We start from the raw sequence: 24,882 nt of genomic DNA on the forward strand, positions 1-24,882 counted from the left end.
GCTGTCAGCCGTTGCTGTGTATATAATCCTGTAGATGGCTGATCGTTTCTTTTTGTTGCAGGATGGTTTCTTTTACCACATCGCTGATAGAGATAATACCTGCCAGCTGCAGGTTGATGAATACCGGAAGATACCGGATGTTCTTGTCGCTCATCAGTTCCATGCAATGCTCTACCGAATCTTCGGGGGAAATATGGGGCAGGTCGGTAGACATGATCTCTTCCACTGTGGTATCGGAAGAATGTTTCCCTTTCAGGATCACTTTGCGGGAATAGTCGCGCTCGGTAATGATCCCCAGGTAGTTTTCTCCCTTTTTCACAACCAGGGCCCCAATATTTTTATCGGCCATTAATTCCAGCGCCTGGTAAACAGAGGTAGTGGGAGCAATGCTGATTGTGTCGTGCCCCTTACGGGCAAGAATATTGGAAACCTTAGCCATAATAGCAATGATTTAGATCAGCAATATATTGAAAATAATGCAGAAAACCTAATCGGAGGTCAGGGTAACAGCCTCCCCATTGAATGCAAAGGGCGGAACCGGGATCCTTATCAGGCACTGCAAGTACACTGCCTTTGCTGCAAGGTATTAAACAGAAAAAAGACCGGCTCCTGCAGGAGCCGCGTAAAAATTGCCAGGACCCGACAAACACGGAATTTCAAATGAGGCTGGCTGATCAAAACGGCATATTTGCAATAAACACAGCGCTTCTCCGGAGCTGATCAGCGCAGCAATCAGATGCGGTTGCCCCTGAATAGGAGGTTAGCTGAGGGGTTTTAGTATATAAGAAGGGAGGCCGGACAGCTCCTGGCACAAAAGCTGGTCACAGCAACGCCGGATCTGCGCCGTCAATTCTCGATCCTCAAACCAGCTCCTCCGCACCATAATCCTTGATCACATTGTACAAAGTACCTCTTTCCACCGGTTGGCGCCGGGCTTGTTTGATGAGCACCACGAGGTCCTGTGTAGACATGGAAGGGGTCTGCTCTTCGGCACCGGCCATAGAGTAGATCTTCGTGGTATCGTCGATGGTCCCATCCAGGTCGTTTACGCCAAAGGACAGGGACATCTGGGCATTTTGCCGGCCCAGCATGGGCCAGTAGGCTTTCAGATGCGGAAAATTGTCCATATAGATACGGGCAATGGCATACAGGCGCATGTCTTCCACCAGGGTTGATTCCGGTACATGGCTCATGTCGTTATCCTTGTTGCGGAACTTGAGCGGGATGAAGGTGTTGAAGCCCTTCGTTTGGTCCTGCAGTTCCCTTAAACGGCGCATATGGTCTACCCGGTCGGCAAAGCTTTCGATATGGCCGTAGAGCATCGTGGCATTGGTATGCATGCCCAGCCTGTGTGCCGTTCCGTGTATATGCAGCCAGCCGTCTGAGTCTACTTTGTCGGGGCATATCTGTTTCCGGATGTCCTCTGCAAAGATCTCGGCGCCGCCGCCAGGCAGGCTTTCGAGTCCGGCTTCTTTAAGATAGAACAATCCTTCCTCTGCTGTTTTTTTTGCCTTCCGGAACATATAATCCAGTTCAACCGCGGTAAAGCCTTTTATATGAAGATCCGGGCGATGCGCTTTGATCTTCCGGAGCAGTTCTGCAAAAAATTCGAGGTTCATTTTAGGATGTACCCCGCCTACGATATGTACTTCCGTTACGGGTTCTCCATCATATTTTTTTACAATATCCATCATTTGCTCCAGGCCCAGCTCCCAGGCTTCATCCCGGTGTGCGTATAACCGGCTGTAGCTGCAGAAATTGCAGGTATAGATGCAGGCATTGGTCGGCTCAATATGAAAATTCCGGTTAAAATAGGTGATGTCACCATGTAATTTTTCACGTACAAAATTGGCCAGGGAACCAACAAAGCCCAGGCTGCCTTTTTCAAACAGGAGAAGGGCTTCTTCGTCGGTAATGCGCTGGTCGTTGTAAACTTTTTGAGCGATGTTTTTCAGATCGGGGTCTCCAGGTAAAATAGATGTCTCTAACACTGCTGCCATACTGCTTATTTTTTGCAAATTTAGCGCTTTGTTGCTACAGAAGCACAGAAACAGGTTTGCCCCTGTATAGCGGGGATGTGCAAAGGGCGCAGAAACGGCCGCGGAGGTGCTGGTTGTATCTTCTGTGTTCCGGTGCCCCGGACATTCGGCACAGGGGAAACTTGTAAAGCAGATTTTGATAAAACTTCGGGTTTAATAGTTATCTTCAATTGCTGTATTACAAGGGAATAAACTAAAGTTTACTATGAGTTTAAAATTCAGATTGACGGTCCTGAGCTTCCTGCAATTTTTTATATGGGGGGCCTGGCTCATCACGATCGGTGCGTACTGGTTCCAGACCAAGAAATGGTCGGGTGGTGAGTTTGGCGCCATCTTTTCCACCATGGGTATTTCTGCGCTTTTTATGCCAACGGTAATGGGAATGCTTGCAGACAGGGTGATCAACGCTGAAAAATTACTGGGGCTATGCCACCTGATGGGGGGATTGGTGCTGATGCTGGTGCCCCTGGTCGACAGCCCGGTAACCATGTTCCCGGTAATGCTGATCAATATGCTTTTTTACATGCCTACCATTTCCCTGGCCAACACTGTTTCTTATACCTCGTTAAAGAATACAGGCCGGGATGTGGTAAAAGATTTTCCGCCCATCCGGGTATGGGGAACGATCGGGTTTATTGCAGCAATGTGGACGGTCAGCCTCCTGCACCTGGAGAAAACAGCAGGCCAGTTTTATGTAGCTGCGGGCGCCTCTTTTTTACTGGCAGTGTATTCTTTTACATTGCCCAAATGTCCGCCGCCGCTAAAAGGCCAGTCCAACAGAGAGGCCGGTGCCCGGATGGGGAAGGATATGTTTTCCCTGTTCCGCAACCGGAAGATGGCATTGTTTTTTATTTTTTCCATGTTGTTGGGCGCGGCGCTGCAGCTGACCAATGCCTACGGCGATACCTTTCTGCACGATTTTGCCAAAATCGATAAGTATAAGGATACCATTGCGGTAAAATACCCGGCCATTATTATGTCGATATCCCAGATCTCGGAAACCCTGTTTATCCTTGCCATTCCTTTTTTTCTGAAAAAGTTCGGGATCAAACAGGTGATGCTCATCAGTATGATCGCCTGGGTATTGCGGTTTGGACTGTTTGCCTATGGCGATCCGGCCGGTGGACTTTGGATGATCATTCTCTCCTGCATTATCTATGGAATGGCCTTTGACTTTTTCAATATCTCGGGCTCATTGTTCGTGGAAACGCAGAGCAGTCCTTCCATCAGGGCAAGTGCGCAGGGTATTTTCATGATGATGACAAACGGGATCGGGGCTGTTTTGGGAAGTGTGATCAGCGGTATTGTGATCCAGAAATTTTTTACGGCTCCCGGCGGAGCTATGGACTGGCATTCCATTTGGCTGAGCTTTGCGGCCTACTCACTGGTTGTAGCAGTTTTGTTTGCGGTATTGTTCAAACACAAGCATAATCCAGCGGCGGCAGAACGCCTTGTTGCACACTAAATGAACGGCTGTTAGTGGTTATTTGTCAGGATGGTTGCCTGTATTGACATTTTCTGCACAACTTTTTGTCAATATTGCCTGTTATTTAAATGGGAACTAAATTTGTTATTCGTTTTAAACAATTAATCAACTAAAATATTTGAAATGGCAAAAGAATTTAATGATTCCAACTTTCAAACAGAGGTGCTGGACTCTGATAAATTAACCGTGGTGGATTTCTGGGCAGAGTGGTGCGGTCCCTGCCGTGCGATCGGACCGGTAATTGAAGAATTGTCCAAAGAATACGAAGGGAAAGTGAATATCGGGAAGGTGAATGTGGATGTGAATCCCCAGGTATCCATGAACTATGGAATTACCTCCATTCCTGCCATCCTGTTCATTAAAAACGGCCAGGTGGTAGATAAGCTGGTTGGCGCACAGCCCAAGGGCAATTTTGTAAAGAAAATTGAATCCCACCTGAATTAATTATAACGACTGGTACCGAATTATAGCTCCGTGATGGTTTTCATCACGGAGCTTTTTGTTGCTGAGCAGGTAAGCGGTTGCAGGGCGTATAGAAAAATGCTTACAGAGCGCTGCTTCCCCCGCGGTTCAATATTGCGTCTGTTGGTTGGCGCCGGAGATTTTACTAGCTTTGTAAGGTAATCCCTTACTATGTTGACTTGAACTTTACGGGCCGCTGCAAACCGGGTTCAACGATCAGGCAGGCCGGAAATTAACTGTAGCAATCTATCCAGCGGCTGTTTACTGTAAAGGTGTAAGTATTGGAAAGGTACAGGGCCTGCGGCAGCAGGTGTATGTCCGGGGTGATCCCATTTGTAAAACCCGCCGGGAATGACAACGGTTATAATAGAAGACGAAAATTTTGCTATTAAAAGATTGTCCAGGCTGCTTTCGGTGGACCGCAGCATTGAAATTATGGCGGTCCTGAAAAGTATTCCGGAAAGCGTGGAATGGCTGAGGGGGCACCCGGCGCCCGACCTTATATTTATGGATATAAAGCTGGCGAAGGGCCAGTGCCTTGAGGCGTTTAAAAGCCCTGTGGTTTTTACCACTTCCTACCATGAACATATTCTTTGCGCTTTTGAAGTACCTCATATGCCTGTGACGCCGGTCCTGGCGAAACCCGAAACGGCAAATACGTTTTCTGAAAACCTGGCCCTTACCTCAGTCAATGTTTTCCGCCAGATGGCCGGCATGCAGGACCAGGCAGGAGGCAATACGGGCCGCAGGCGCTTCCTGGTAAAGTCCGGAACGCGGAGGACGACTATCGAAACTACGGATATCGCCTATTTTTACGTGGACAGGCGGGCTACTTTTTTAAAGACCTTTGAAAATAAAAAGTTCATTGTTGATTATACATTGGAAGAAATTGGCGCTATGCTGGATCCTGCTTCTTTTTTCAGGATCAACCGTGCCTGGCTGGTTGCAGCGGGGGCCGTACGGGAAATGGAGCCGTTCCCCGGCAGCCGGCTCAGCCTGCAGTTGATGCCTGCCTTTAATAAGGACCTGCTCGTAAGCAGGGAAAAAGTAAAAGCATTCAAGAGATGGATCGGTCAGTGAGCGCTGGTCCTTATAGAAGGAGTAGAAAAAGGGGCTGTTTCAAAAGTGGCTTATAGCGCATTGTCGTTCTGTCCGCTGCAGGAGATCAGCATTTATTGACAGATCACTAACTTTAGATGCCCAAACCATCCCGATCGTCCGCATGCGCGTCAGGTTAATTTTAGGAATAGTGGTTAAAGGCCAAAGCTGCAGCGCAGCGTTGCTTTTATTAGCAACGAACAGGAGATGGAATGGAGGTGCAGCGCACCGGTACTATAAGCCTCCCCCGAAAAGATTCCCGCCGCGCTGCGGCTACGGGTAAGTCCAAGTGCACTAAGGCCAAAGCTGCAGCGCAGCGTTGCGCTTATTAGCAACGGACAGGAGATGGACCAGCGGTGCAGCGCACCGGTAATATAAGTCTCCCCCGAAAAGATTCCCGCCGCGCTGCGGCTACGGGTAAGTCCCCGGGAGTTCTGGTTACCATTATTTGCGGCGCGCTGCGCCTGCTACCAAAAGATCAGGTCTCTTTCGGCCTCCCAAGGCTTATTCATACTACATTTTATGGCATAGACCTGTTTTTTATCTTGCGCGCTCCCGATAGCCATCGCATGCGCGTCAGGTTAATTTTAGGAATCCCGGCCAAAATTTTTCGGCCTCCAAAGGCTTATTCATACTACATTTTATGGCAATAAACCTGTTTTTTATCTTGAAGCGCTCCCGATAACCATCGCATGTGCGTCAGGTTAATTTTAGGAATAGTAGTTAAAGGCCAAAGCTGCAGCGCAGCGTTGCGCTTATTAGCAACGAACAGGAGATGGACCAGAGGTGCAGCGCACCGGTACTATAAGTCTCCCCCGAAAAGATTCCCGCCGCGCTGCGGCTACGGGTAAGTCCCTGGAAGTGCTTGTTACCATTATTTGCGGCGCGCTGCGCCTGCTATCAAAAGATCAGGTCCCTTTCGGCCTCCAAAGGCTTATTCATACTACATTTTATGACGATAGCCCTGTTTTTTATCCTGACGCGTATGCGATAGTTACCGGGGCGGGACATTACACCAAGCGTAAAACAGATCTGACATCAAACTTTAAACAGTAGACCAGAAACACCCCCTTTGCCGATCAGCTTTAGCATTCGGTTTTGAGTCCCGATCGTCCGCATGTGCGTCAGGTTAATTTTAGGAATAGTGGTTAAAGGCCAAAGCTGCAGCGCAGCGTTGCGCTTATTAGTACCGAACAGGAGACGGAGCAGCGGTGCAGCGCACCGGTAATATAAGCCTCCCCCGAAAAGATTCCCGCCGCACTGCGGCTACGGGTAAGTCCCCGGGAGTTCTTGTTACCATTATTTGCGGCGCGCTGCGCCTGCTATTAAAAGATCAGGTCTTTTTAGCTTCCAAAGGCTTATTCATACTACATTTTATGGCAATAGACCCGCTTTTTCTCTTGACGGGCATGCGATAGCCCGGGATGGCAGGACAAAATAAAGGCTTTTGAAACGGCCACTTCGGGGTTCCGCTAACTCGCTTCCCGGTACTGGAAGTCTTCGAGTATTATTAGGTACGCATCATCTGTTTTCTGCAGCCGCAGGGTAGTGGGGTAGTACCCGGTAATGGCCACTTTTGCCGGCTGGGGAATGGGTCTTGTGAATGCGGGATTGGCTTCCAGGAATGCCCTGGTGATCATGGGCTCCAGGAACGTGACTCTGCCGTTATAAGTCCCGTAAATAAATGTCTGGCCAAAAATACCGCCGTTCAGCTCCGGGGATGTTCCGTCTAACCAGTGGCAGCCCATTTGCGGTACGCCACCGCCGGGATTAAAATAGAAAAGAGGGAGGTATGCAGGGGCAGGAACATTGAGGAATTTTGAGGGATCCACATCAAACGGGGGGATTGCTTCTACATCGGCCACACTCATATTGTAAAAGTGGAAATCAAAATGTGGCAGCCCATAAATTTGTTCCGGCTCATGACCATGGGGGTTCCAGTCAACTTCAGCGTGGTTGAAAATTTTAGCATCAACCTTGGGATGAAATTTCAGGATAACGCTGTTCATCGGATCATGCCCGCTGTTTCCGGGAGCGGCCATATCGAGGCTGTTCCATGCAGCATTATTAATGCTGATAGCAAGGCGTACCGGGCGCTCCATGTTGTCTACCTGGTACAGGGTGGTAATCTTTCCTTTCTTAAAAGAAACTTCGGGCCCGCTGTAGATCTTGTCTTTTGAATTTCCGGTGGCGGAACCCGCCAGAAGATCTGCCGCCATCCTGGAAGAAATACCGGAAGCCTGGTCGTTTAATTTCCCGGCGTCTTTTGCGCAGGAGCTCAGCAGCAGCCCCGCCGCCATTACGGGTAAAAGCAGTTTTGTCATAATATATTTTTTTATGTGTAAAGGTTACACCAATTATTATTGCCTGGCAGACATTGCTGTATGAAGTGTTGAATAGGCGGTCTGAATTGTGATTCAGGAAGCAGCCGGACAAAAAATTTTAAACGGTATAAAAGCAACCGATAAAAACAACTAATTTTATCGATCATAAATCGGGTTGACGGGGTATTTCCCAACATCAAACTTTTTGATCATCTGTAGTGAAACATTTATCGATTAAAGATATTGCACGGCTTGCCGGTGTTGCGCCGTCTACTGTTTCCTTTGTGGTAAACGGTAAACACCAGGAAATGCGCATCAGCGATGAAATGGTGAAGCACATCCGGGCCATCATCAAAAAAACAGGCTATATACCCAACCGTGCAGCGGCAAGCCTCCGAACGGGAAAAACGCATGTGATCGGTTTGATCGTGGAGGATATTGCCAACTCGTTTTTCGCGTCGATGGCCAAATCGGTAGAAAAAGTTGCCGCCAAAGTAGGCTACCGGGTAGTGTATGGCAGTACGGAAAACAATGACAGCAGGGGGAACGACCTGATCCAGCTGCTGGTGAAGCAGGTCGACGGATTTTTGATCACTCCGTCTATTGGTATGAAAACCGGCGTGCAGGCTTTAAGGAAGAGCCGCAAGCCACTGGTGCTGATCGATCGTTATTTTCCGGGTGAGGAAATTCCGTTTGCGCTTGTCGATAACTACGGTGGTGTCAGTAAGGCTACAGAGTGTCTTATTGGAAAACACAGGAAAAACATCGCCTTCGTCAATGTAGCGATGGACCAGATACAGATGAAAGAGCGGGAACGGGCTTTTGTGGAAGTGATGCGCGACCGAGGGCTTTTTCAGAAAAAATGGCTCCTGCGGCTTCCTTATTACCAGGACAAAGCCCAGTATGAACCGAGGATCCGGAACTTCCTGCAGAAACATCCGGAGATCGATGCCATCATTTTTGCGACCAACTATTTGGGTATGTTCGGTATTAAGGCGTTAAAGGACCTTGATATATCCATACCGGAGCAGGTGGCGGTATTCAGCTTTGATGATACGGACCTGTTCCGGTTTTCATCTCCTTCCATTTCTGTGATCAGCCAGCCGGTGCAGGAGATCGCGGCCCAGGCCATGCGGTTATTACTGGACCAGATGGGCGGGCAAACAAAAAAAACGCCGGAAGAAGGCGCTTTGATAGCCCCTGAACTTATTTTGCGGAGTTCCGTTTAAAAAAATTTTGTTAATTAATTTGAACGCCCTAATTTTAAATTGCAAAAACGATTTAGCGGTGCGGCCCGGTTGTGGGGGAAAAGAGCCGGTAGGAGGGCCCTTCGGATGAGCGGCTGTTATAAGCTTTCGGTGTTTGTGGACGGGTTGCTTTGATCATAAAAGAGTATTGCTGTTACTTCCGGTATGCACAAATCGTTACAGCGCACGGATTGCCCCACCAGGTAAAATCAGGATGTGGATCACGAATGCTTTTACCCTCATAGGGGAACAGGGCTCCGGGTTGTTTTCATTTTGAGAAGGAGTATAAAATATAGTGCAAATGAATTTAATTTGTAAAATTAAACGATTAAGCATAACTTCGTTTTAATGATTGCAGCAGATGATGTAACAGTCAAAACCTGAGTGATTGGTATGCTGATTTTGATGCCGGGTCCAAACCGGGGGAATAACCCGGTTCCGTTAAGGCTGGATAGTACCTGGTGATGGGATGTATTGTACATGAAACGCTGCGGGGAACGGAAGCTTGTTAAATTGCTTGGATTTTTTAATTGGAAATACAGTTGATACAGGAAAAACGCGGGACGTGAGGGCCTCGGTGGGCGGGGAAACTAAAACGTTTTTGCAGTGAAGCAGGTTGGGGTAGCCCCATGGCTTATGAGGCCATTGACTGCTGGGATTGCAAATGAAAGGATCTTAGGGAAATCGGTTGCTTAATAATTTTAAACTAAAGTATGAAAGAACAAAATGCTAAACGACTGCACGGTGTGGGAGCTGCATTGCTACTGCTGTGCGCGCTTCTATCGCAAAGCGTATTCGGACAGGTTGCCACGCAGGAAACCATGCACGTTTCCGGTACCATTATGGATGAAAACCGGCAGCCACTGCCCGGGGTAACCGTGAGCAGCAGCAACGGCACTACCATGGTGATCGCCGATGAACAGGGCCAGTATGCCATTGCTGTGCCGATAGGCGATACGCTTCAATTTTCACACGTAGGGTATGAATTACAGAAAATCAAACCGGGGGTTAATGAAAAACTGGATGTGGTAATGATCGGCCAGCAAGGTACGATCAACGAAATTGTAGTGGTGGGTTATGGTAAGCAAAAAAGGGTTACCATGACCGGATCGGTATCTACGATCACCACGAAGGACCTGTTGCAAAGCCCGGTATCGAACCTGACCAATGCGCTGGCGGGCCGGCTTCCGGGTCTCATAACCACACAACGAAGCGGGGAACCGGGGGTTGATGCCTCCGCGCTTTATATCCGGGGGATCGCTACTTTAGGTAATGCCCGCCCGATAGTGGTTGTGGATGGGGTAGAACGGAGCATGGATTATATTGACCCGAATGATATCGAATCATTTAGCATATTAAAAGATGCGGCTTCCACTGCTGTATTTGGTATGCGCGGCGCCAACGGGGTGGTAATGGTAACAACCAAACGGGGAAAAAGGAGCGCTCCCCAGATGAGTTTCAGGACTACTTATGGGAAACAGGAACCTACAAAGATCCCTGAATTCCTGGGCTCTTATGATTATGCGCGGCTGAAAAATGAAGCGCTCATGAATGATGGTAATCAGCCGGCATTTACGGATGCACAACTGGAATCCTATAAAAACGGCACCGGGTATAATACGGATTATTACAAATTCCTGATACAACCGTCGCAGGTGGGAAATGCCAACTTAAACATCTCCGGCGGAAATAATATTGCACGATATTTTTTGTCTGCAGGTTTAAATATACAGGAAGGGAACTATAAGCATACCAGGGAAAATGATCAGGGATATAATTCCAATAATGTGATGAAACGGTTTAACCTGCGGGCCAATGTGGATGTGGATGTTACCAAGGACCTGCTGGTAAGCCTGAACCTGGCCGGTATTCAGACAAACCGGTCCGATCCCAATACCTCCGCCGCAACGATCATGAATATTATGAACCGAATGCCTCCCATTTACCCGATCACAAACCCGGATAGCTCGTTGTTTGGGAACGGTACCTATACTTCCAACTTATTGGGGGAAGTGTCCAGGAGGGGGTACCGGATCTATCTCAACAATACCATCCAGGGTACTTTGTCTGCCGTACAGAAACTGGATGTTCTGACAAAGAACCTCAGTGTTAAATTGTCTTATTCCTACGACAATACAGCTACCCCGAGTGTAAGTTATGGTAAAGGGTATGCCGTATTCTATCCTGTATACAAGGAGGACGGTACGATAGACCGGTATGTGCAGGTTGGCAGCGATTCCAGGATCGATCCCAATGGAAGCTTCTCGGGTGGCGGACTGGAGCGTATCAGCTTTGTAGAAGGTGCGGTTAACTGGTTCCGGCAGTATGGGAAACACAATATTACCGCAATGGGAAACTGGAACCGGAGGCTAAGGAGATCAGGATCTGCGATCCCTTATGCATTTCAGACCTACCTGTTCAGAGGTCAATATAACTATGATTCCCGGTACATGCTGGAGCTGAACGGGTCCTATATGGGATCGGAAAACTTTCCACCGGAAAGCAGGTATGGGCTCTTCCCATCCATATCCGGGGGATGGGTGATTTCCCAGGAGAAATTTATTGATAACAATAGTGCTCTAAGCTTTATCAATCTTTTAAAACTCAGGGCCTCTTATGGTGAAGTGGGTAATGACCAGGTGGGAAGCGAGCGGTTCCTCTGGTTTACATCCTGGGCCGGAGCGGGTCAATATTGGTTTGGCACCGGAAATAATCCGACACAGGCAAACGGGTGGGCGCAGGGCGCCATTGGCAACCCCGGAGTAACCTGGGAGCGGGGCCGCAAATTAAACCTGGCGATAGAAGGCTCTTTATGGAACGACGCTTTAAGCTTTACTGTTGAAGCGTTTAAAGAACGGAGATCCAATATCCTGATATCAAGAGGAACACTTACAGACGTATTTGGTCAGAATATTAAACCACAGAACCTGGGAATTGTAGACAATAAAGGCATCGATATAGACCTGGGGCATAAAATGACTATTGGTGAATTCTTCTATTTTGTGAAAGGGAATTTTACTTATGCAAAAAACAAAGTTGTATTCCAGGATGAAGTGGCAAGGACCAATCCCTGGATGTACCGGACAGGATTGCCCATCGGTACGAAATATGGGCTGGTGTATACCGGTTTCTTCCAAAGCCAGGCCGAAGTGGATGCCAGCGCCCAGCAGTTTGGAACAGTACGACCGGGTGATCTGAAATACCTGGACCTGGATGGCGATGGAAAGGTATTGGCCGGTTATGATGAACAGCCGATCGGTTATTCCCGTACCCCGGAGATCATGTATGGTTTTTCTGCGGGCGGAGGTTATAAGGGTCTTGATTTCAGTATCCTGTTCCAGGGAGCTGCTCATGCCAGCGCAATGCTGAATAATGAAGCGGTGTACGAATTTTTCCAGGAAGGTAAAGTAAAGCCTTTTCATTTAAACCGGTGGACACCGGAAACGGCGGCTACTGCAACCTACCCGCTCCTGCACAACAGTACCAACGCCAATAACCACAGGGGATCATCTTTCTGGATCCGGAGTGCGGATTACTTAAGGATCAAGAACGTGGAAATTGGGTATACACTGCCTGCCCGGTGGACTCAGACACTGAAGCTGAAATCTACCCGGTTCTTTGTGAACGGCATGAACGTATTTACGTTCAAAAATGCGCTGGATGACTATTTTGTGGATCCTGAAATTGATGACGGATATGGTGCTATGTATCCGATTCAAAAGATCTGGGCGTTTGGAATAGATATTAACTTTTAATTATTACTGTTATGAAAACAACAAAATATTGGGCGGCTCTTTTAATAGTATCCGGAACTTTATTTGCTGCCTGTAATAAAGGGTTTCTCGACCGGGCAGCTACCACGCAGCAGCAGGACAAGGATATCTTTACCTTGTTCAGCCAAACGGATATGGTCATTAATAATCTTTACAGCAAGCTGCCGGAAGTATACGGGTACCTGCAGGGCTATCAAATGGGCTCTGCTACCGACGAATCGAAGGACGCTTCTAACTGGATGGCCTCTATGCGGTTCAATTCCGGTTCATTATCGCCAACAGATAATCCTATCGGTAATACCTGGAGGGACTATTATGTAATGATCCGGCAGGCCAATTCCATTTTGGAGGGGATCGAAAAATATAACACGCCCGATAACCCCAACAGGGCCGGCGATTTAAAAAACCGGATCGGTGAAGTTTATTTCCTGAGAGCCTGGGCGCTGTTTGAGCTGGTAAGGCAATTTGGGGGTGTTATTATTGTGAATAATGTGATCCAGGATCCGAATGACGATGCCGCTTTAAAACGGCCGCGGAATACCTACGACTCCTGTGTGGCCCAAATTGTTGCAGATTGCGAAACCGCCTATTCGAGGGTGCAGACGGCTACCTATCAGCCGCAGGATTTTGGTCGCGTGACCAAGGCTGCCTGCCTGGCACTCAAGGCACGGATCCTTCTTTACTCCGCCAGTCCCCTATGGGCCGAAGCGGGCAAAAATACCCCATTCCCGGACGTTTCAGAAAATACCTTTGCCTCAGACCCTGCCAAATGGAAAATAGCAGCTGATGCAGCCAAGGCCGCTATTGACTATTGTACAACAGCCGGGTATAAGCTGGAGCCCAACCTTACCTCACGGAAAAATATGTACATCCAACCCTGGAACAGCTCCGAGGTATTATGGGTCCGGATGAATGAAGAAGGTGGCTCCGAATTTGAAAGGCATTATTTCCCCTTCGGCTATAGCGGATGGTCTGCCGCGGCGCCTACCCAAAATGTAGTGGACGACTATGAGATGAAGGATGGAAACCCGATAGAGACTTCTTCGCTTTACAAAGAGGCTACTCCCTATGTAGACCGGGATCCGCGGTTTTATACCGATATCCTTTATAATGGAGCGCAGTTTAAAGGCCGGGCCGTGGAAACCTTTGCGGGCGGCAGGGATGAAGCCAGCACCAATACGGATCACTCAAGGACGGGCTATTACCAGAGAAAGCTTGTGGATGAAGGGCAAACAGTAGGACAAACATCCCGTACCACCGATGGGATCGTATTTCGCCTGACTGAATTGTACCTGAATTATGCCGAAGCTTTAAACGAATATGATCCGGGCAATGCAGATATAGCGCAGTACGTAAATGCGATCCGCCAGAGAGCGGGTATGCCTTCTCTGCCCGATGGGCTTAACCAGGTGCAAATGAGAGGCCGCATCCGTAATGAACGGCGCGTGGAGCTGTTTGCAGAAAACCACCGGTTCTGGGATGTACGCAGGTGGAAGATAGCGGCTCAGACCGAGCAGAATATATGGGGCATGAGGGCGATTAAAGAAGGTTCCGGTTTCAAGTACGAGCGATTCCTGGTAGAAAAGCGCCCGTGGCGCAATGCAATGCTGGTGATCCCTGTAACCCTGGACGAAACGTTCCGGAATCCCAATCTTAAACAAAACCCCGGATGGTGATCGCTGTCGTATTTCATCGCTTAAATCAATTAAAATGAAAACAATTAATAAAATCTTTTTCGCCAGCGTAACCTGTTCCCTCATCCTGCTGCTGGGGGCCTGCGGGAAAAGTGTCTTTGACAAGGATTATCCCGGGTTCGACGGTAAGGTATTGATGGCACAGGCGTCTGAAGGAAGAAATATTATCCCGCTTACGATGTCCAGTAAGCCGGCCCTGTTAGGGTTTGGTGCATCATTTGGGATGTCGGCGAAGGCTGCTCCCAAAGATATTCCCGTTGAGTTTGAATTAAAAGAAGACTGGATTGCGCAGTATAACCAGAAAAATAATACCCAGTATATCCCGTTGCCGCAAGGAAGCTATAGTATCTCCGGGCTGAGCTCCGTTATAAAAAAAGGGCAAACCACATCGGAGCCGCTGACGATCACCATCGAAAGCAAGAAGCTGGATGTAAAGGAAAAGTATATGTTCCCTATTACGTTAAAGTCGGTGGGTTGGGACAACGTGGATTCCGCATCAACAACGGCCTGGTTCCGGATTGATGAAATTGTTCGGCCGGAGCGGGATGTAACTTCACAGGCAACATTGAGCGTGAATATTGATAATAGTGGGGGTGCCGATGCAAACGAGGGGTCAAAGAAAGTGGTGGATAATAATATCGATACTAAATTCTATACGGGAAGTTTCGCTCCTGGTCTTTGGATGCAACTGGCCTTTCAAAAAGAGATCAGTATCGGCGCCTATACTCTTACTTCTGGTAATGATGAGCACGTGCGTGATCCTAAAAGCTGGGTCTTCCAGGGGTCGGACAATGCTTCGGACTGGACAAACCTGGATGTGCAGACCAATATCGTTTTTTCAGATTTTAAGCAAACTAAACGGTTCGAAACGGATAATCAGCAAACGTATAAATATTACAGGATCGTGATCAACGAAAAATCGGGAACCAATACTTCCTTTCAGCTTTCCGAGTGGCGGGTGATTGAATACTTTGAGCAATAGCAGCCATTTCATATTGCCCATCTGTGACCAATACGTTTGCAAACAGGTGGTGTTACGGAAAAGAAGGGGCCTTGTTAGCGGGGGCTTTTGAGGGAATGGGGCTTTTTATTTTTAATTCCGGATAACGGAGAGGCCGGCACCCGGTAGCAGCAACGCCAATGCTATACTATCGGGTGCCGGTTTTTGCCCGGCTACCATGTAAAGGCGTAAGAAGTTCGCTGCAATGATTTCATAATCCCGTGCCTTCCGGTCATGATATGCTGCGCCGGGCCGGGCAAGGACCCGCAAACCGGCGATCCGGTGCGTTTGGTGGATCCGATTATTGTTTCTATGTTTGCTTTAACGATTAAACAAAAAATATGAAACGTTTTGCAGCCTGTTGTTCTCTTCTCCTGTTCCTGTTTGCCGGCGTAAAAGGTCTGGCCCAGGTACCTGTTACCTTTGCAACCGAGCTGGAACGCCTTTACAGTTTAAAGGCCCTGCCGCAATACAGGGAGGGCACATTGGTTAAGCAGGTGTCGTCCTATGATACCACAGGAGGCAATGACGACGGTTTTGGGGGCCGGTATTCCTACCTGCGGAAAGAACCCGGTGGCCTGGTTATTTTTGACCAGCAGGGGCAGGGGGTGATCGAACGTATCTGGACACCGACACCTACAGATGATACGCTTGATTTTTACTTTGACGGCAATACCCTGCCGGGGTTATCGGTCCGGTTCAGGGATCTGTTTAATAATACCAGTGCGCCTTTCCTGAAGCCGCTGGCCGATCATAAGGTCGGAGGCTTCTATTCTTATATCCCCATCCCGTATCATAAAGGCTGCAAAATTGTTTTTCGCGGTGCAAGGATCCTGTTCCACCAGATCCAGTACCGCCGTTACGACGCCCGTTACCAGGTGCACACTTTTCAAAAAGAGGAAGTGCCTGCTGCGTACGGGCATCTGAAGAAGGCCGTTGCGCTATGGAACAATACCGACCCGGATATCCGGAATTTTTATGCGGCCCCCCCGGCAGTTATTACAAAGCAGCTATTACTGCAGCCAGGCACCTCCGGTACTATTGCGGCATTGCACCAGGGCGGGCGGGTGCTGGGACTGGAATTAAAACCTGCAGCGGCATTTGATGGTATCCTGAAGCAGCTGGATCTGAAGATCACCTGGGACGATGAAGCCCGGCCTGCGGTGCTGGTTCCGGTCGCCGATTTCTTCGGCTTTGCGTTTGGATCGCGGTCGATGGAGAGCCTGCTGATGGGAGCCACGCCTGCAAAAGCTTATTGCTATATCCCCATGCCTTTTGACCGGGAGGCAAAAATAGAGCTGGTATACCGCGGTGGAAAGGCCGGCCAGCAACCCCTGGATCTGGCTGTTGCCGTTTATTATTCCCGTCAAAAGCGCGATCCGCAGAAGGAAGGCCGGTTTTATGCGTACTGGAAGCAGGAGAAACCGCTGCTGGGCAAGCCTTATGTTTTTCTGGAAGGTGCCGGAAAGGGACATTATATCGGAACCCTGCTGCAGGGGCAGGCTACCGATTTTATCCATTTTACCGAGTTTTTCGAAGGGGATGATTATACGGCTATCGATGGGGAAATGACCGCTCATGGTACCGGCTCTGAAGATTATTTTAACGGGGGATGGTATGCGCAGCCCGGGGGATGGGTAGAGCGTTTGGGCGCACCATTGAGTGGTTGCCTGGATTATTCGCTGCCCCTGGGAAGAACCGGGGGATACCGTTTCTTTTTAACGGACAAAATGCCGTTTGGGAAAAGCATTTTACACACCATGGAACACGGACCGGTGAACAACAACCGGCAGGTGCAGTATACCTCTGTTGCACTTTATTATGCGGCGGAACCCATCGCCCGTTCCATGGCGCCGGATCCTGCCAATACCCGGGTGTATATCCCGGATACTATAACATTCTATACCCGGCTGATGCAGCACCTGACCTACAACGGCAGCCTGCAATTGAAAGAGGGTGCAGCAGTACTTACCGGTAATGACAATGCCAGTCTGAACATCCATATAGCGGAAGTGCCCCGGGGAAAGTACCGCGTCTTTCTGCACCCGTTAAAAGCAGTTGCCGGCCATCTCGAAGTACGTATTGCAGATGCCGCAGGGGCGCAGGACTGGAAGCTTGTACAGGTCCCCGGCGGCGGCCGGATGGCAGACCTGTTCATTGGCGAAGTGGAAGTGGCCGGCGGACTGGTACCGGTGAATGTCCTTTTCCGGACAACGGAACAACCGCCATCACTAAGCTTTGACCGGGTAAGCTTTTCAAAAATAAAATAGTGCGACCATTTTTTGGCGGAACTACAGAAAAGGGCTTCGTTTGCTTAAACGAATAAGCTTGCGGTATTTTGAAAGCTTGCGATTGCGATCTTCTTAAAAAGTTGTTTAAGGCCGGGATGGCGGATGTAATGAAAGGACCTGCTTCGTTCATGACAGCGTTTCAGCCCCCGGAGGAATTAAAGGAACGCATATGAAAAATAGTTTAAACGATTAAGCTTTCAGGCTGCAACGGCTCAGGAAATTATTCTAACCAAAAATTGATACTTATGCATTGTGAACATTTCTTTTACGCAAAAGTCCGGAGTTCCGGATGGCGCTTTCTGCTGCTATTATTGCTTTTTGCCTCCTGCAAAAAAAGTGAGGACGTAACATTTGGCTCGAAGGATGTGCGGGCTGTGTCCCTGGGAACGGCCCCGCTTGAATTGATGGAAGGCGATACGGTTGCCCTGGATCTTATTTTTAACAGTCGTGCCACCGAAGCCCTTTATAAAGATTTTTCCTGGACGGTTAAAGATCCTGCCATCGCCCGCCTGGAAGCGAAAGCCGGGGTAGCTATATCGCTGGTGGGATTGGATTCCGGAGCCACTACCGTTGCTGTTGTTAGTTCCGATCAGCGATTAAAGGCGGAAAAGACGATACTCGTATCAAAGTCGTTTCTTTTAACGGATCCTGTGTATATCAATTTCGGGGTTACGCCTCCGGGAGCACCGTTTAACTCGGTCAGCGCTCCGCAAACCGGCAGGCTGGCCAACCTGGCCGACAGTAAGGGCGTATCAACGGGTATCAACCTGGATATTATCGATGACTTTGAAGGTGAGAACGGGTCCGGAATGCTCTCCAACACGCTGGGATTGCCTTCCAGCGTTTCCGGTACCGCATTTTGGGGCAGCAATAATAATCCTGCAGCTGTTATAAAACTATCCAATCTTAACCGCAACCGTTACTACGACCTGAGTTTTTATGGTTCCAGGCGTGATGTGGCCGATAACCGGGAAACACAGTACACGGTAACCGGAAGGTATGCTTCGGCCACTGTAGCTCAAAATGCATCGGGAAACGGCTCTGTAATATCAACGGTAAAAAACGTTCGTCCAACCACCTCGGGCGATGTGGTTATCGCTGTTAAGGCCGGCCCCAATAATAATAATGGGCTCAAATACTTTTATCTCAACGCTATAATGATTGAACCCTCTAAATAGCCATAGGGTTAAAAAAGATTGCTTTTAAAAACACATATTATGCTGTATCATTTGAAATCCTTTAAAATAAAACTATTGCCCGTATTCGTACTGGCTGCTTTGCTTCCGACGGGGCTGATGGCCCAGGAAGACACCACAGCTCAAAACAGGTATCATCAGCGGACCTCGGGCCTGAAGATATCGGGCCGGGTATCAGGTCAGAACGGTGATAAACTTGCCGGTGCTACCATCACCGAAGCAGGTACCGATAACGCGGTGCGCACTGATGTAACCGGTAGCTACCAGATATTTGTTACGGGGAAGGAGGCCGTCCTGCAATTCTCCTACACAGGATATAAACCCCAGGAAATAAAGGTGGGGGAAAAGTTGCTGGCAGACGTTACCATGGAAGAGATCATTTCTGATATGAACGAGGTAGTGGTAGTGGGGTATGGTCAGCAAAAAAAAGCCTCTGTAGTAGGGGCCATCAGTACGATCCGGCCCCAGGACCTCTATATGACGCCGAGCCGTTCGCTTACCAATAACCTCGCCGGTCTGGTGGGTGGCCTGGTGGCTGTTACGCGTACCGGTGATCCATACGCAAGCAACTCGGAATTTTGGGTAAGGGGAGTAAGCACACTGGGTAACAGCGCGGCCCTGGTGCTGGTAGATGGTGTGGAGCGGAATATTAATGACATCGATGTGGAAGAGATCGAAAGCTTCTCGGTGCTTAAAGATGCATCGGCAAGCGCGGTTTACGGTGTGCGCGGAGCCAATGGTGTATTAATGGTTACCACCAAGAGAGGAAAGGCCGGTAAGCCAAAGGTTAATTTCCGTATAGAAAAATCATACCTCAGGCCTACGGGGGTACCGGAGTATGTAGGAGCGGTAAAATACCTCGAGGTGATGAACGATGCCTATAAACTATCCGGGGAATCGCAGCCCTTTATGTCGCAGGAAGATATTGATAAATATAGGAACAAGGTAGATCCCGATCTGTATCCTGATGTGAACTGGTGGGATGTGATCAGTAAAGATCACAGCGACAATATCCATTTGAGCACTTCGGTGAACGGGGGAACCGATTTTTTGCGGTATGCACTTACCAGCGGATACTTTGAAGAGAACGGTTTGCTGGAAAGGGATGAAACACAACAGTGGAATTCCGGCTACAAGGTAAGAAGGTTTACAATGCGGTCAAATGTAGACGTTAATCTCAGTAAAACAACCCTGATGCGGTTTGATGTAGGGGGCTTTTTTCAATGGAGAAGGCGTCCCCCGATGTCGGCAATGGATTTTGATCCGTTTTATGAAGCGGCAATGTCGCCTCCCTATCTTATTCCGCCCATGTATTCCAACGGCAAGTTTGCCAAGATCCCCTACCGCAATAATCCCTGGGCACTGTTAACCCAAAGGGGATTTACCCGCAGCTCCATGCTGGGGTTACAAACTACTTTAAGTTTGGAAGAAGATCTGAAATATATTACACCCGGGCTTAAGGCAAGAGCGATGGTGGCCTTTGATAAGTGGAGCCAGGTTTGGGTAGACCGTCATAAGAACCCGGATTATTATAAGAGGGCTACATCCAGGGATGCCAATGGCAACCTGGTGATGGAAATAGAGTCCGACGGAGAGCAGTGGCTGGGCTGGAGCCGTAACTCGGAGTTTGGAGTGCAAAAAATATATGCAGAAGCGGCGGTGAATTATGACAAGGTTATTAATAATATACATGACCTTGGAGCCATGGTCCTTTATAACCAGGATCACCGTGACCTGGGAGAAACCCTGCCTTACAGAACCCAGGGACTGGCGGGAAGAGTAACTTACGGTTACGATAAGAAATACCTGGCAGAAGCAAATTTCGGATATAACGGATCGGAGAACTTTGCCCCGGGAAAGCGCTACGGGTTTTTCCCTTCTGCAGCTGTTGGCTGGGTGATCTCTGAAGAGCGCTTTATGCAACCATTGAAGTCTGTATTATCCCGGTTAAAACTGCGGGCCTCCTATGGCAAAGTAGGCAATGCAAATATTGGAGGCAGAAGGTTTGCGTATTTGCCCACTATTGAAGATTTTGGCGGCTGGTACCGCTGGGGTGTTGATAACGCCACCGGCAGGCTGGGCAGGGGAGAAGGTGAAATTGCGGTGGACAATCTTACATGGGAAACCGGTGTTAAAAAGAACCTTGGCCTGGATGTAAGCCTGTGGGGGGCATTTGAGCTGATGTTTGATGTATTTGAAGAAAAACGGAAAGACATTTTTATTATAAGGGAAAATTTACCCGGATCTGCGGGCTTTATCCGCGCACCATGGGCCAACTATGGAAAGGTGAACAACCGCGGCTTCGAAGTGCAGGCCAATGGCGGAAGGCAATTGACAAAGGAATGGTTTCTTTCTGTGTTGGGGAGCTTTACCTATAACAATAATAAAGTTATAGAAAGAGATGAACCCCTTTCCATTATTGGAACTACAAGAGCCCGGACAGGACATATGGTTGGGCAGCAGTTTGGGCTTATTGCAGATGGCCTTTACACCTTTGATGATTTTGATGCCAGTGGTAACTTAAACCCGGGGCTTCCCAAACCCTCTTACGGGAGCGGAAGACCCAAACCGGGAGATATTAAATATATTGATCTTGATGGTGACGGGGCGATCTCAGATAATGATAAAACGGCCATCGGTGGTTCATTCCGGCCGCAGGTCCAGTATGGATTTGGGCTGAATGTCCGCTATCGTTCCATCGGTTTCGGATTCTTCTTCCAGGGGAACGGAAAAGTATGGCAGATCCTCGGCGGGCAAAACTGGATCCCCGGGTCCTCGGGTGGTGCGGCAGGAAATATTTTAACGAATATTGACGACCGGTGGACGGAGGAAGATCCGCGCCAGGATGCTTTCTGGCCGAGACTCTCCAAAGCACTGAACGAAATCAATACCCAGCCTTCCACCTGGTGGCTAAGGGATATGAGCTTTTTAAAGCTTCGTAATATAGAGCTGTCCTACGAGCTGCCTAAAAAGCTAACGGGGAACATCGGCATGCAAAAGGTGCAGTTCTTCGTCAGGGGCAGTAACCTGCTTACATTCTCCCGCTTTAAGCTATGGGATCCGGAATTAGGCACAACAGATGGCCTTAAATATCCTTTAATGAAGTCTCTTACTGCCGGCTTCAGCCTCAACCTGAAATAATTGAAAAATTGCTAAAATGAAAATTATGAAGAAGTATATATATGTCGGGATCCTGCTCTTGGTGATCGCTTCTGCAAATATCAGTTGTAAAAAATTCCTGGATTACCGGCCGGATGATAAATTGACCATGGAAATGATCTTTAACGACCGGATCCGAACGGAGGACTGGCTCTCAGGTGTGTACTCCGGTGTACCGCAGCCCATGTGGGGTATGTATAAGGCCGATGATCCGCTGCGGAACGGGTATGCCATAATGGGTGATGATCTTACGATACCGGCGCCCTGGCAGCAGTTCGGGTGGCGCGAATCCTATGCTTATACGATGGGTAACTGGTCGGCGCCATCGGCCTGGGGTGCTAATTACTGGGTGCAGTTGCCGCGCCGGATCCGGGAGGCACTTATTTTTATTGAAAACGTTAAAACACTTCCGGATAAGGATATGGAGCAGGCGTATGTAGATCTGATGAAAGGCGAAGCCCGCTTTCTGATGGCCTATTATTACTGGCTGATGGTAGAGGTTTATGGCCCTGTACCGTTCCGCCCGGGTACTATCTGGTCTACGGAAACCTCACAGGCGGAGCTGAATATACCCCAAAGCCCGGTTGATTCTATTGTGAACTACCTGGATAAGGAATTTTTAGAAGTGGCGGAAATATTGCCACCGGTCTGGGATCCCAAATACCTGGGTTTAAAAAGGCAGCAGGATGATCAGAGTGCCTGGGGACGTGCCACATCCATCATGGCGCTGGCCATGCGCGCCAGGATGCTGATGCATTATGCAAGTCCCTTGCTTAACGGGAATCCGGATTATGCCAATGTGACCCGCAAAGACGGGGTGCACCTGTTTCCCACAACCTACGATGCCAATAAATGGAAGCGGGCCGCAGACGCCTGCAGGCTGGTAATTGATAAGGCGCATGCAGCGGGATACAAGTTGTATTACGAGTACAATGATGACGGCACTATTGATCCTTTTATGTCGTACTACAATATGTCTTTGAAGAAATGGAACGAAGGGAATAAGGAAATTATTTTTGGCAGGCCCGATAACCCCGACTTTGGGAACTGGCAAAACCACCATCTGCCCATAGGAATCGGTGGCAACGGCGGTATGGGTGTTACACAGGAGCTGGTGGATGCATTCTTTATGAAAAACGGGCTGCCCGTTTCTGATCCTGCATCCGGGTATTCTGAGCAGGGATTCTCCGCTACACCGGAACTGAGAAAAACAAAATGGAGAGGCGCCGAAGGACCCGACCGGAAAGTAGGGCAGGTAACCCAGGAGGGCACCTTCAATATGTACTGTAACCGCGAGCCCCGCTTTTATGTATCGGTTATTTATAATGAGGCATGGCTGGGCGTAGCAAACAGAAGGGCCGACTTCTTTTTAAGAGGAAAGGATGGCGGGCCATCCTTTGATGCACCGCAAAACGGGTACAATGTAAGAAAAAGGATCAGTCTGGATGTAAATCCACGCGGCAATGTGCACCCCTACCAACCGGGGATCCTGCACCGGCTGGCAGAATTTTACCTTGATTATGCAGAAGCGCTGAACGAATCCGATCCCGGTAACCAGGATATACTGATCTATATCAATAAGGTCCGGGAGCGTGCGGGGATCCCCCCTTTAACCGCGATGTCGCAGGTAGATATGAGGGAAGCCATTGTCCGGGAGCGGAGGGTAGAGTTTAATTGCGAAGGAATCAGGATCCACGATCTTCGCCGCTGGAAACAGGCCGATAAATATTTGGGAAATAAAATGTATGGGATGAATTTTCTTGGAACAAAGAAAAGTGACAACGTCAGCGACCCGGAGGCGTATTACAAAAGGACCATGAGTGTGCAGCGCTCTTTTTATAAAAAACAATATTTATGGCCCGTACCGCAGGCTCAAATGGATATTAATCCTAATTTAGTGCAAATGCCGGGATACTAGTGGTCTGCAAAGCTTTGAGTTTTTGAGCGCAGGATGCCGGAAGGCAGCTTCGGTAAAAAGGAATGGGTTATTTATAAAAGTGAAATCTTAGAAGATTTATATGCAAAAACGCGTATCGCTTAAGGATATTGCTGAGAAAGTAGGCGTATCTACTGCGCTGGTATCGTATGTGCTGAATGGCAAAGAAAAAGAGGCGCGGGTGGGCGAAGCTGCGGCGAAGAAAATAAAGAAGGTAGCGGCAGAAATGAATTACCAGCCCAACCTGATTGCCCGGGGACTCAAATTTGGAAAAACGCATACCATCGGTCTGATTGTGGCGGATATCTCCAACCCCTTTTTTGCCATGCTGGCCCGGATCATTGAACTGGAGGCACAAAAACGCGGGTATACAGTGCTGTTTGGCAGCAGTGATGAGCAGCTGGAAAAATCACAGAACCTGATCAATACCTTTCTGAACCGGCAGGTAGACGGGCTGATCATTACCCCCGTGGCCGGATCGCAGTCGCAGATCGAAGTGCTGCAGGATAAAGGCGTTCCTTTTGTGTTGATGGACCGTGGCTTTAGCGAAACGGAAACCAATATGGTAGTAACGGATAATCACGATGCCATGTATAATGCCGTTCAGTTATTGATCCGGAACGGGTATAAGAAGCCGGGTATTATCGCCTATGATACCACGCTAACGCATATGACAGACCGGATTGCGGGCTATAAAGACGCGCTGAAGGATAGCGGGATCCGGTTTAATGCAAAGTGGCTGGTAAAAGTGCCCTACGGAAATTATAAGGAAGATGTTACGGCGGCCCTGGACCGGTTCCTGGATGTAAAAGGCAGTGTGGTAGATTCACTGGTATTTGCTACCAACAGCATCTCCGTACAGTCATTGAAAGTGATCCATGCCCGGGGAATAAAAGTGCCGCAGGACCTGGGAGTGATCAGTTTTGATGAGAGTGATGTCTTTGATTTTTTCTATGCCCCCATTACCTATATTAAGCAGAACCTGCAGGCCATCAGCGAAAATGCAGTACAGTTGCTGATGCAGTCTATTGATGCCCGCAGCAAGAAGTATACAAAAGTAACTGTGCCCTCCATCATTATAAAGGGCAAAAGCAGTAACCGGAGCAAGACTTCCGGGGGGGGATAATACTGCCGGTTTGTATAACCCGTTCTTTTCCCCGGGTTTATTTATAGAATA

15 protein-coding genes are annotated in these 24,882 nt (G+C 48.7%); 12 read left to right on the top strand and 3 right to left on the bottom strand.

Annotation, left to right across the window (positions count from 1 at the left end; genetic code table 11):
- Nucleotides 1-4: 4 nt before the first annotated feature.
- Both BLS44_RS02830 and mqnE read right to left on the bottom strand, forming a co-directional pair.
- Entirely contained in the window at nt 5-439 is a 435-nt protein-coding gene (locus BLS44_RS02830) for a CBS domain-containing protein (protein ID WP_090388475.1), read from the bottom strand.
- Between the two features lie 421 nt (nt 440-860).
- The gene (mqnE, locus tag BLS44_RS02835) at nt 861-2,000 is read right to left on the bottom strand and encodes an aminofutalosine synthase MqnE (protein ID WP_090388476.1); all 1,140 of its coding nucleotides are present in this window, start codon (nt 1,998-2,000) and stop codon (nt 861-863) included.
- A 244-nt stretch (nt 2,001-2,244) separates the two neighbouring features.
- Between mqnE and BLS44_RS02840 the strand changes: the two genes are divergently transcribed.
- From BLS44_RS02840 to BLS44_RS02850, 3 genes are all read left to right on the top strand, one after another.
- Entirely contained in the window at nt 2,245-3,504 is a 1,260-nt protein-coding gene (locus tag BLS44_RS02840; protein ID WP_090388477.1) for a nucleoside permease, read from the top strand.
- 144 nt (nt 3,505-3,648) lie between these two features.
- Entirely contained in the window at nt 3,649-3,969 is a 321-nt protein-coding gene (gene trxA / locus BLS44_RS02845) for a thioredoxin (protein WP_090388478.1), read from the top strand.
- A 369-nt stretch (nt 3,970-4,338) separates the two neighbouring features.
- Complete coding sequence (locus tag BLS44_RS02850) at nt 4,339-5,067, top strand: LytR/AlgR family response regulator transcription factor (RefSeq protein WP_090388479.1); 729 nt, start codon at nt 4,339-4,341, stop codon at nt 5,065-5,067.
- A gap of 1,490 nt (nt 5,068-6,557) precedes the next feature.
- Here BLS44_RS02850 and BLS44_RS02855 read toward each other — a convergent pair.
- Nucleotides 6,558-7,409 (bottom strand): DUF5602 domain-containing protein, encoded by an 852-nt coding sequence (locus BLS44_RS02855; RefSeq protein WP_090388480.1) that lies wholly within the window; start codon nt 7,407-7,409, stop codon nt 6,558-6,560.
- Nucleotides 7,410-7,627: 218 nt separating this feature from the next.
- Between BLS44_RS02855 and BLS44_RS02860 the strand changes: the two genes are divergently transcribed.
- From BLS44_RS02860 to BLS44_RS02900, 9 genes are all read left to right on the top strand, one after another.
- On the top strand, nt 7,628-8,638 hold the full coding sequence (locus BLS44_RS02860; RefSeq protein ID WP_090388481.1) for a LacI family DNA-binding transcriptional regulator: 1,011 nt from the start codon (nt 7,628-7,630) through the stop codon (nt 8,636-8,638).
- 731 nt (nt 8,639-9,369) lie between these two features.
- On the top strand, nt 9,370-12,411 hold the full coding sequence (locus tag BLS44_RS02865; protein ID WP_090388482.1) for a SusC/RagA family TonB-linked outer membrane protein: 3,042 nt from the start codon (nt 9,370-9,372) through the stop codon (nt 12,409-12,411).
- Between the two features lie 11 nt (nt 12,412-12,422).
- Complete coding sequence (locus tag BLS44_RS02870; protein ID WP_090388483.1) at nt 12,423-14,105, top strand: RagB/SusD family nutrient uptake outer membrane protein; 1,683 nt, start codon at nt 12,423-12,425, stop codon at nt 14,103-14,105.
- 34 nt (nt 14,106-14,139) lie between these two features.
- Nucleotides 14,140-15,105, top strand: a complete 966-nt coding sequence (locus BLS44_RS02875) for a BT_3987 domain-containing protein (RefSeq protein WP_090388484.1) — start codon at nt 14,140-14,142, stop codon at nt 15,103-15,105.
- A 359-nt stretch (nt 15,106-15,464) separates the two neighbouring features.
- Nucleotides 15,465-17,393 carry a glycoside hydrolase family 172 protein gene (locus BLS44_RS02880; protein WP_090388485.1) on the top strand — a complete coding sequence of 643 codons (1,929 nt, stop codon included), beginning with the start codon at nt 15,465-15,467 and terminating at the stop codon, nt 17,391-17,393.
- 266 nt (nt 17,394-17,659) lie between these two features.
- A complete protein-coding gene (locus tag BLS44_RS02885) occupies nt 17,660-18,592 on the top strand; it encodes a PNPOx family protein (RefSeq protein ID WP_090388486.1) in 933 nt (310 codons plus the stop codon).
- 39 nt (nt 18,593-18,631) lie between these two features.
- A complete protein-coding gene (locus BLS44_RS02890) occupies nt 18,632-21,751 on the top strand; it encodes a SusC/RagA family TonB-linked outer membrane protein (protein WP_218127679.1) in 3,120 nt (1,039 codons plus the stop codon).
- 25 nt (nt 21,752-21,776) lie between these two features.
- A complete protein-coding gene (locus BLS44_RS02895) occupies nt 21,777-23,687 on the top strand; it encodes a RagB/SusD family nutrient uptake outer membrane protein (RefSeq protein WP_090388632.1) in 1,911 nt (636 codons plus the stop codon).
- Between the two features lie 100 nt (nt 23,688-23,787).
- Nucleotides 23,788-24,831 (top strand): LacI family DNA-binding transcriptional regulator, encoded by a 1,044-nt coding sequence (locus tag BLS44_RS02900; RefSeq protein WP_090388487.1) that lies wholly within the window; start codon nt 23,788-23,790, stop codon nt 24,829-24,831.
- The last annotated feature ends 51 nt before the right edge of the window (nt 24,832-24,882 follow it).

This window comes from Niabella drilacis (assembly GCF_900101395.1).
In the GTDB taxonomy this organism is placed as follows: domain Bacteria; phylum Bacteroidota; class Bacteroidia; order Chitinophagales; family Chitinophagaceae; genus Niabella; species Niabella drilacis.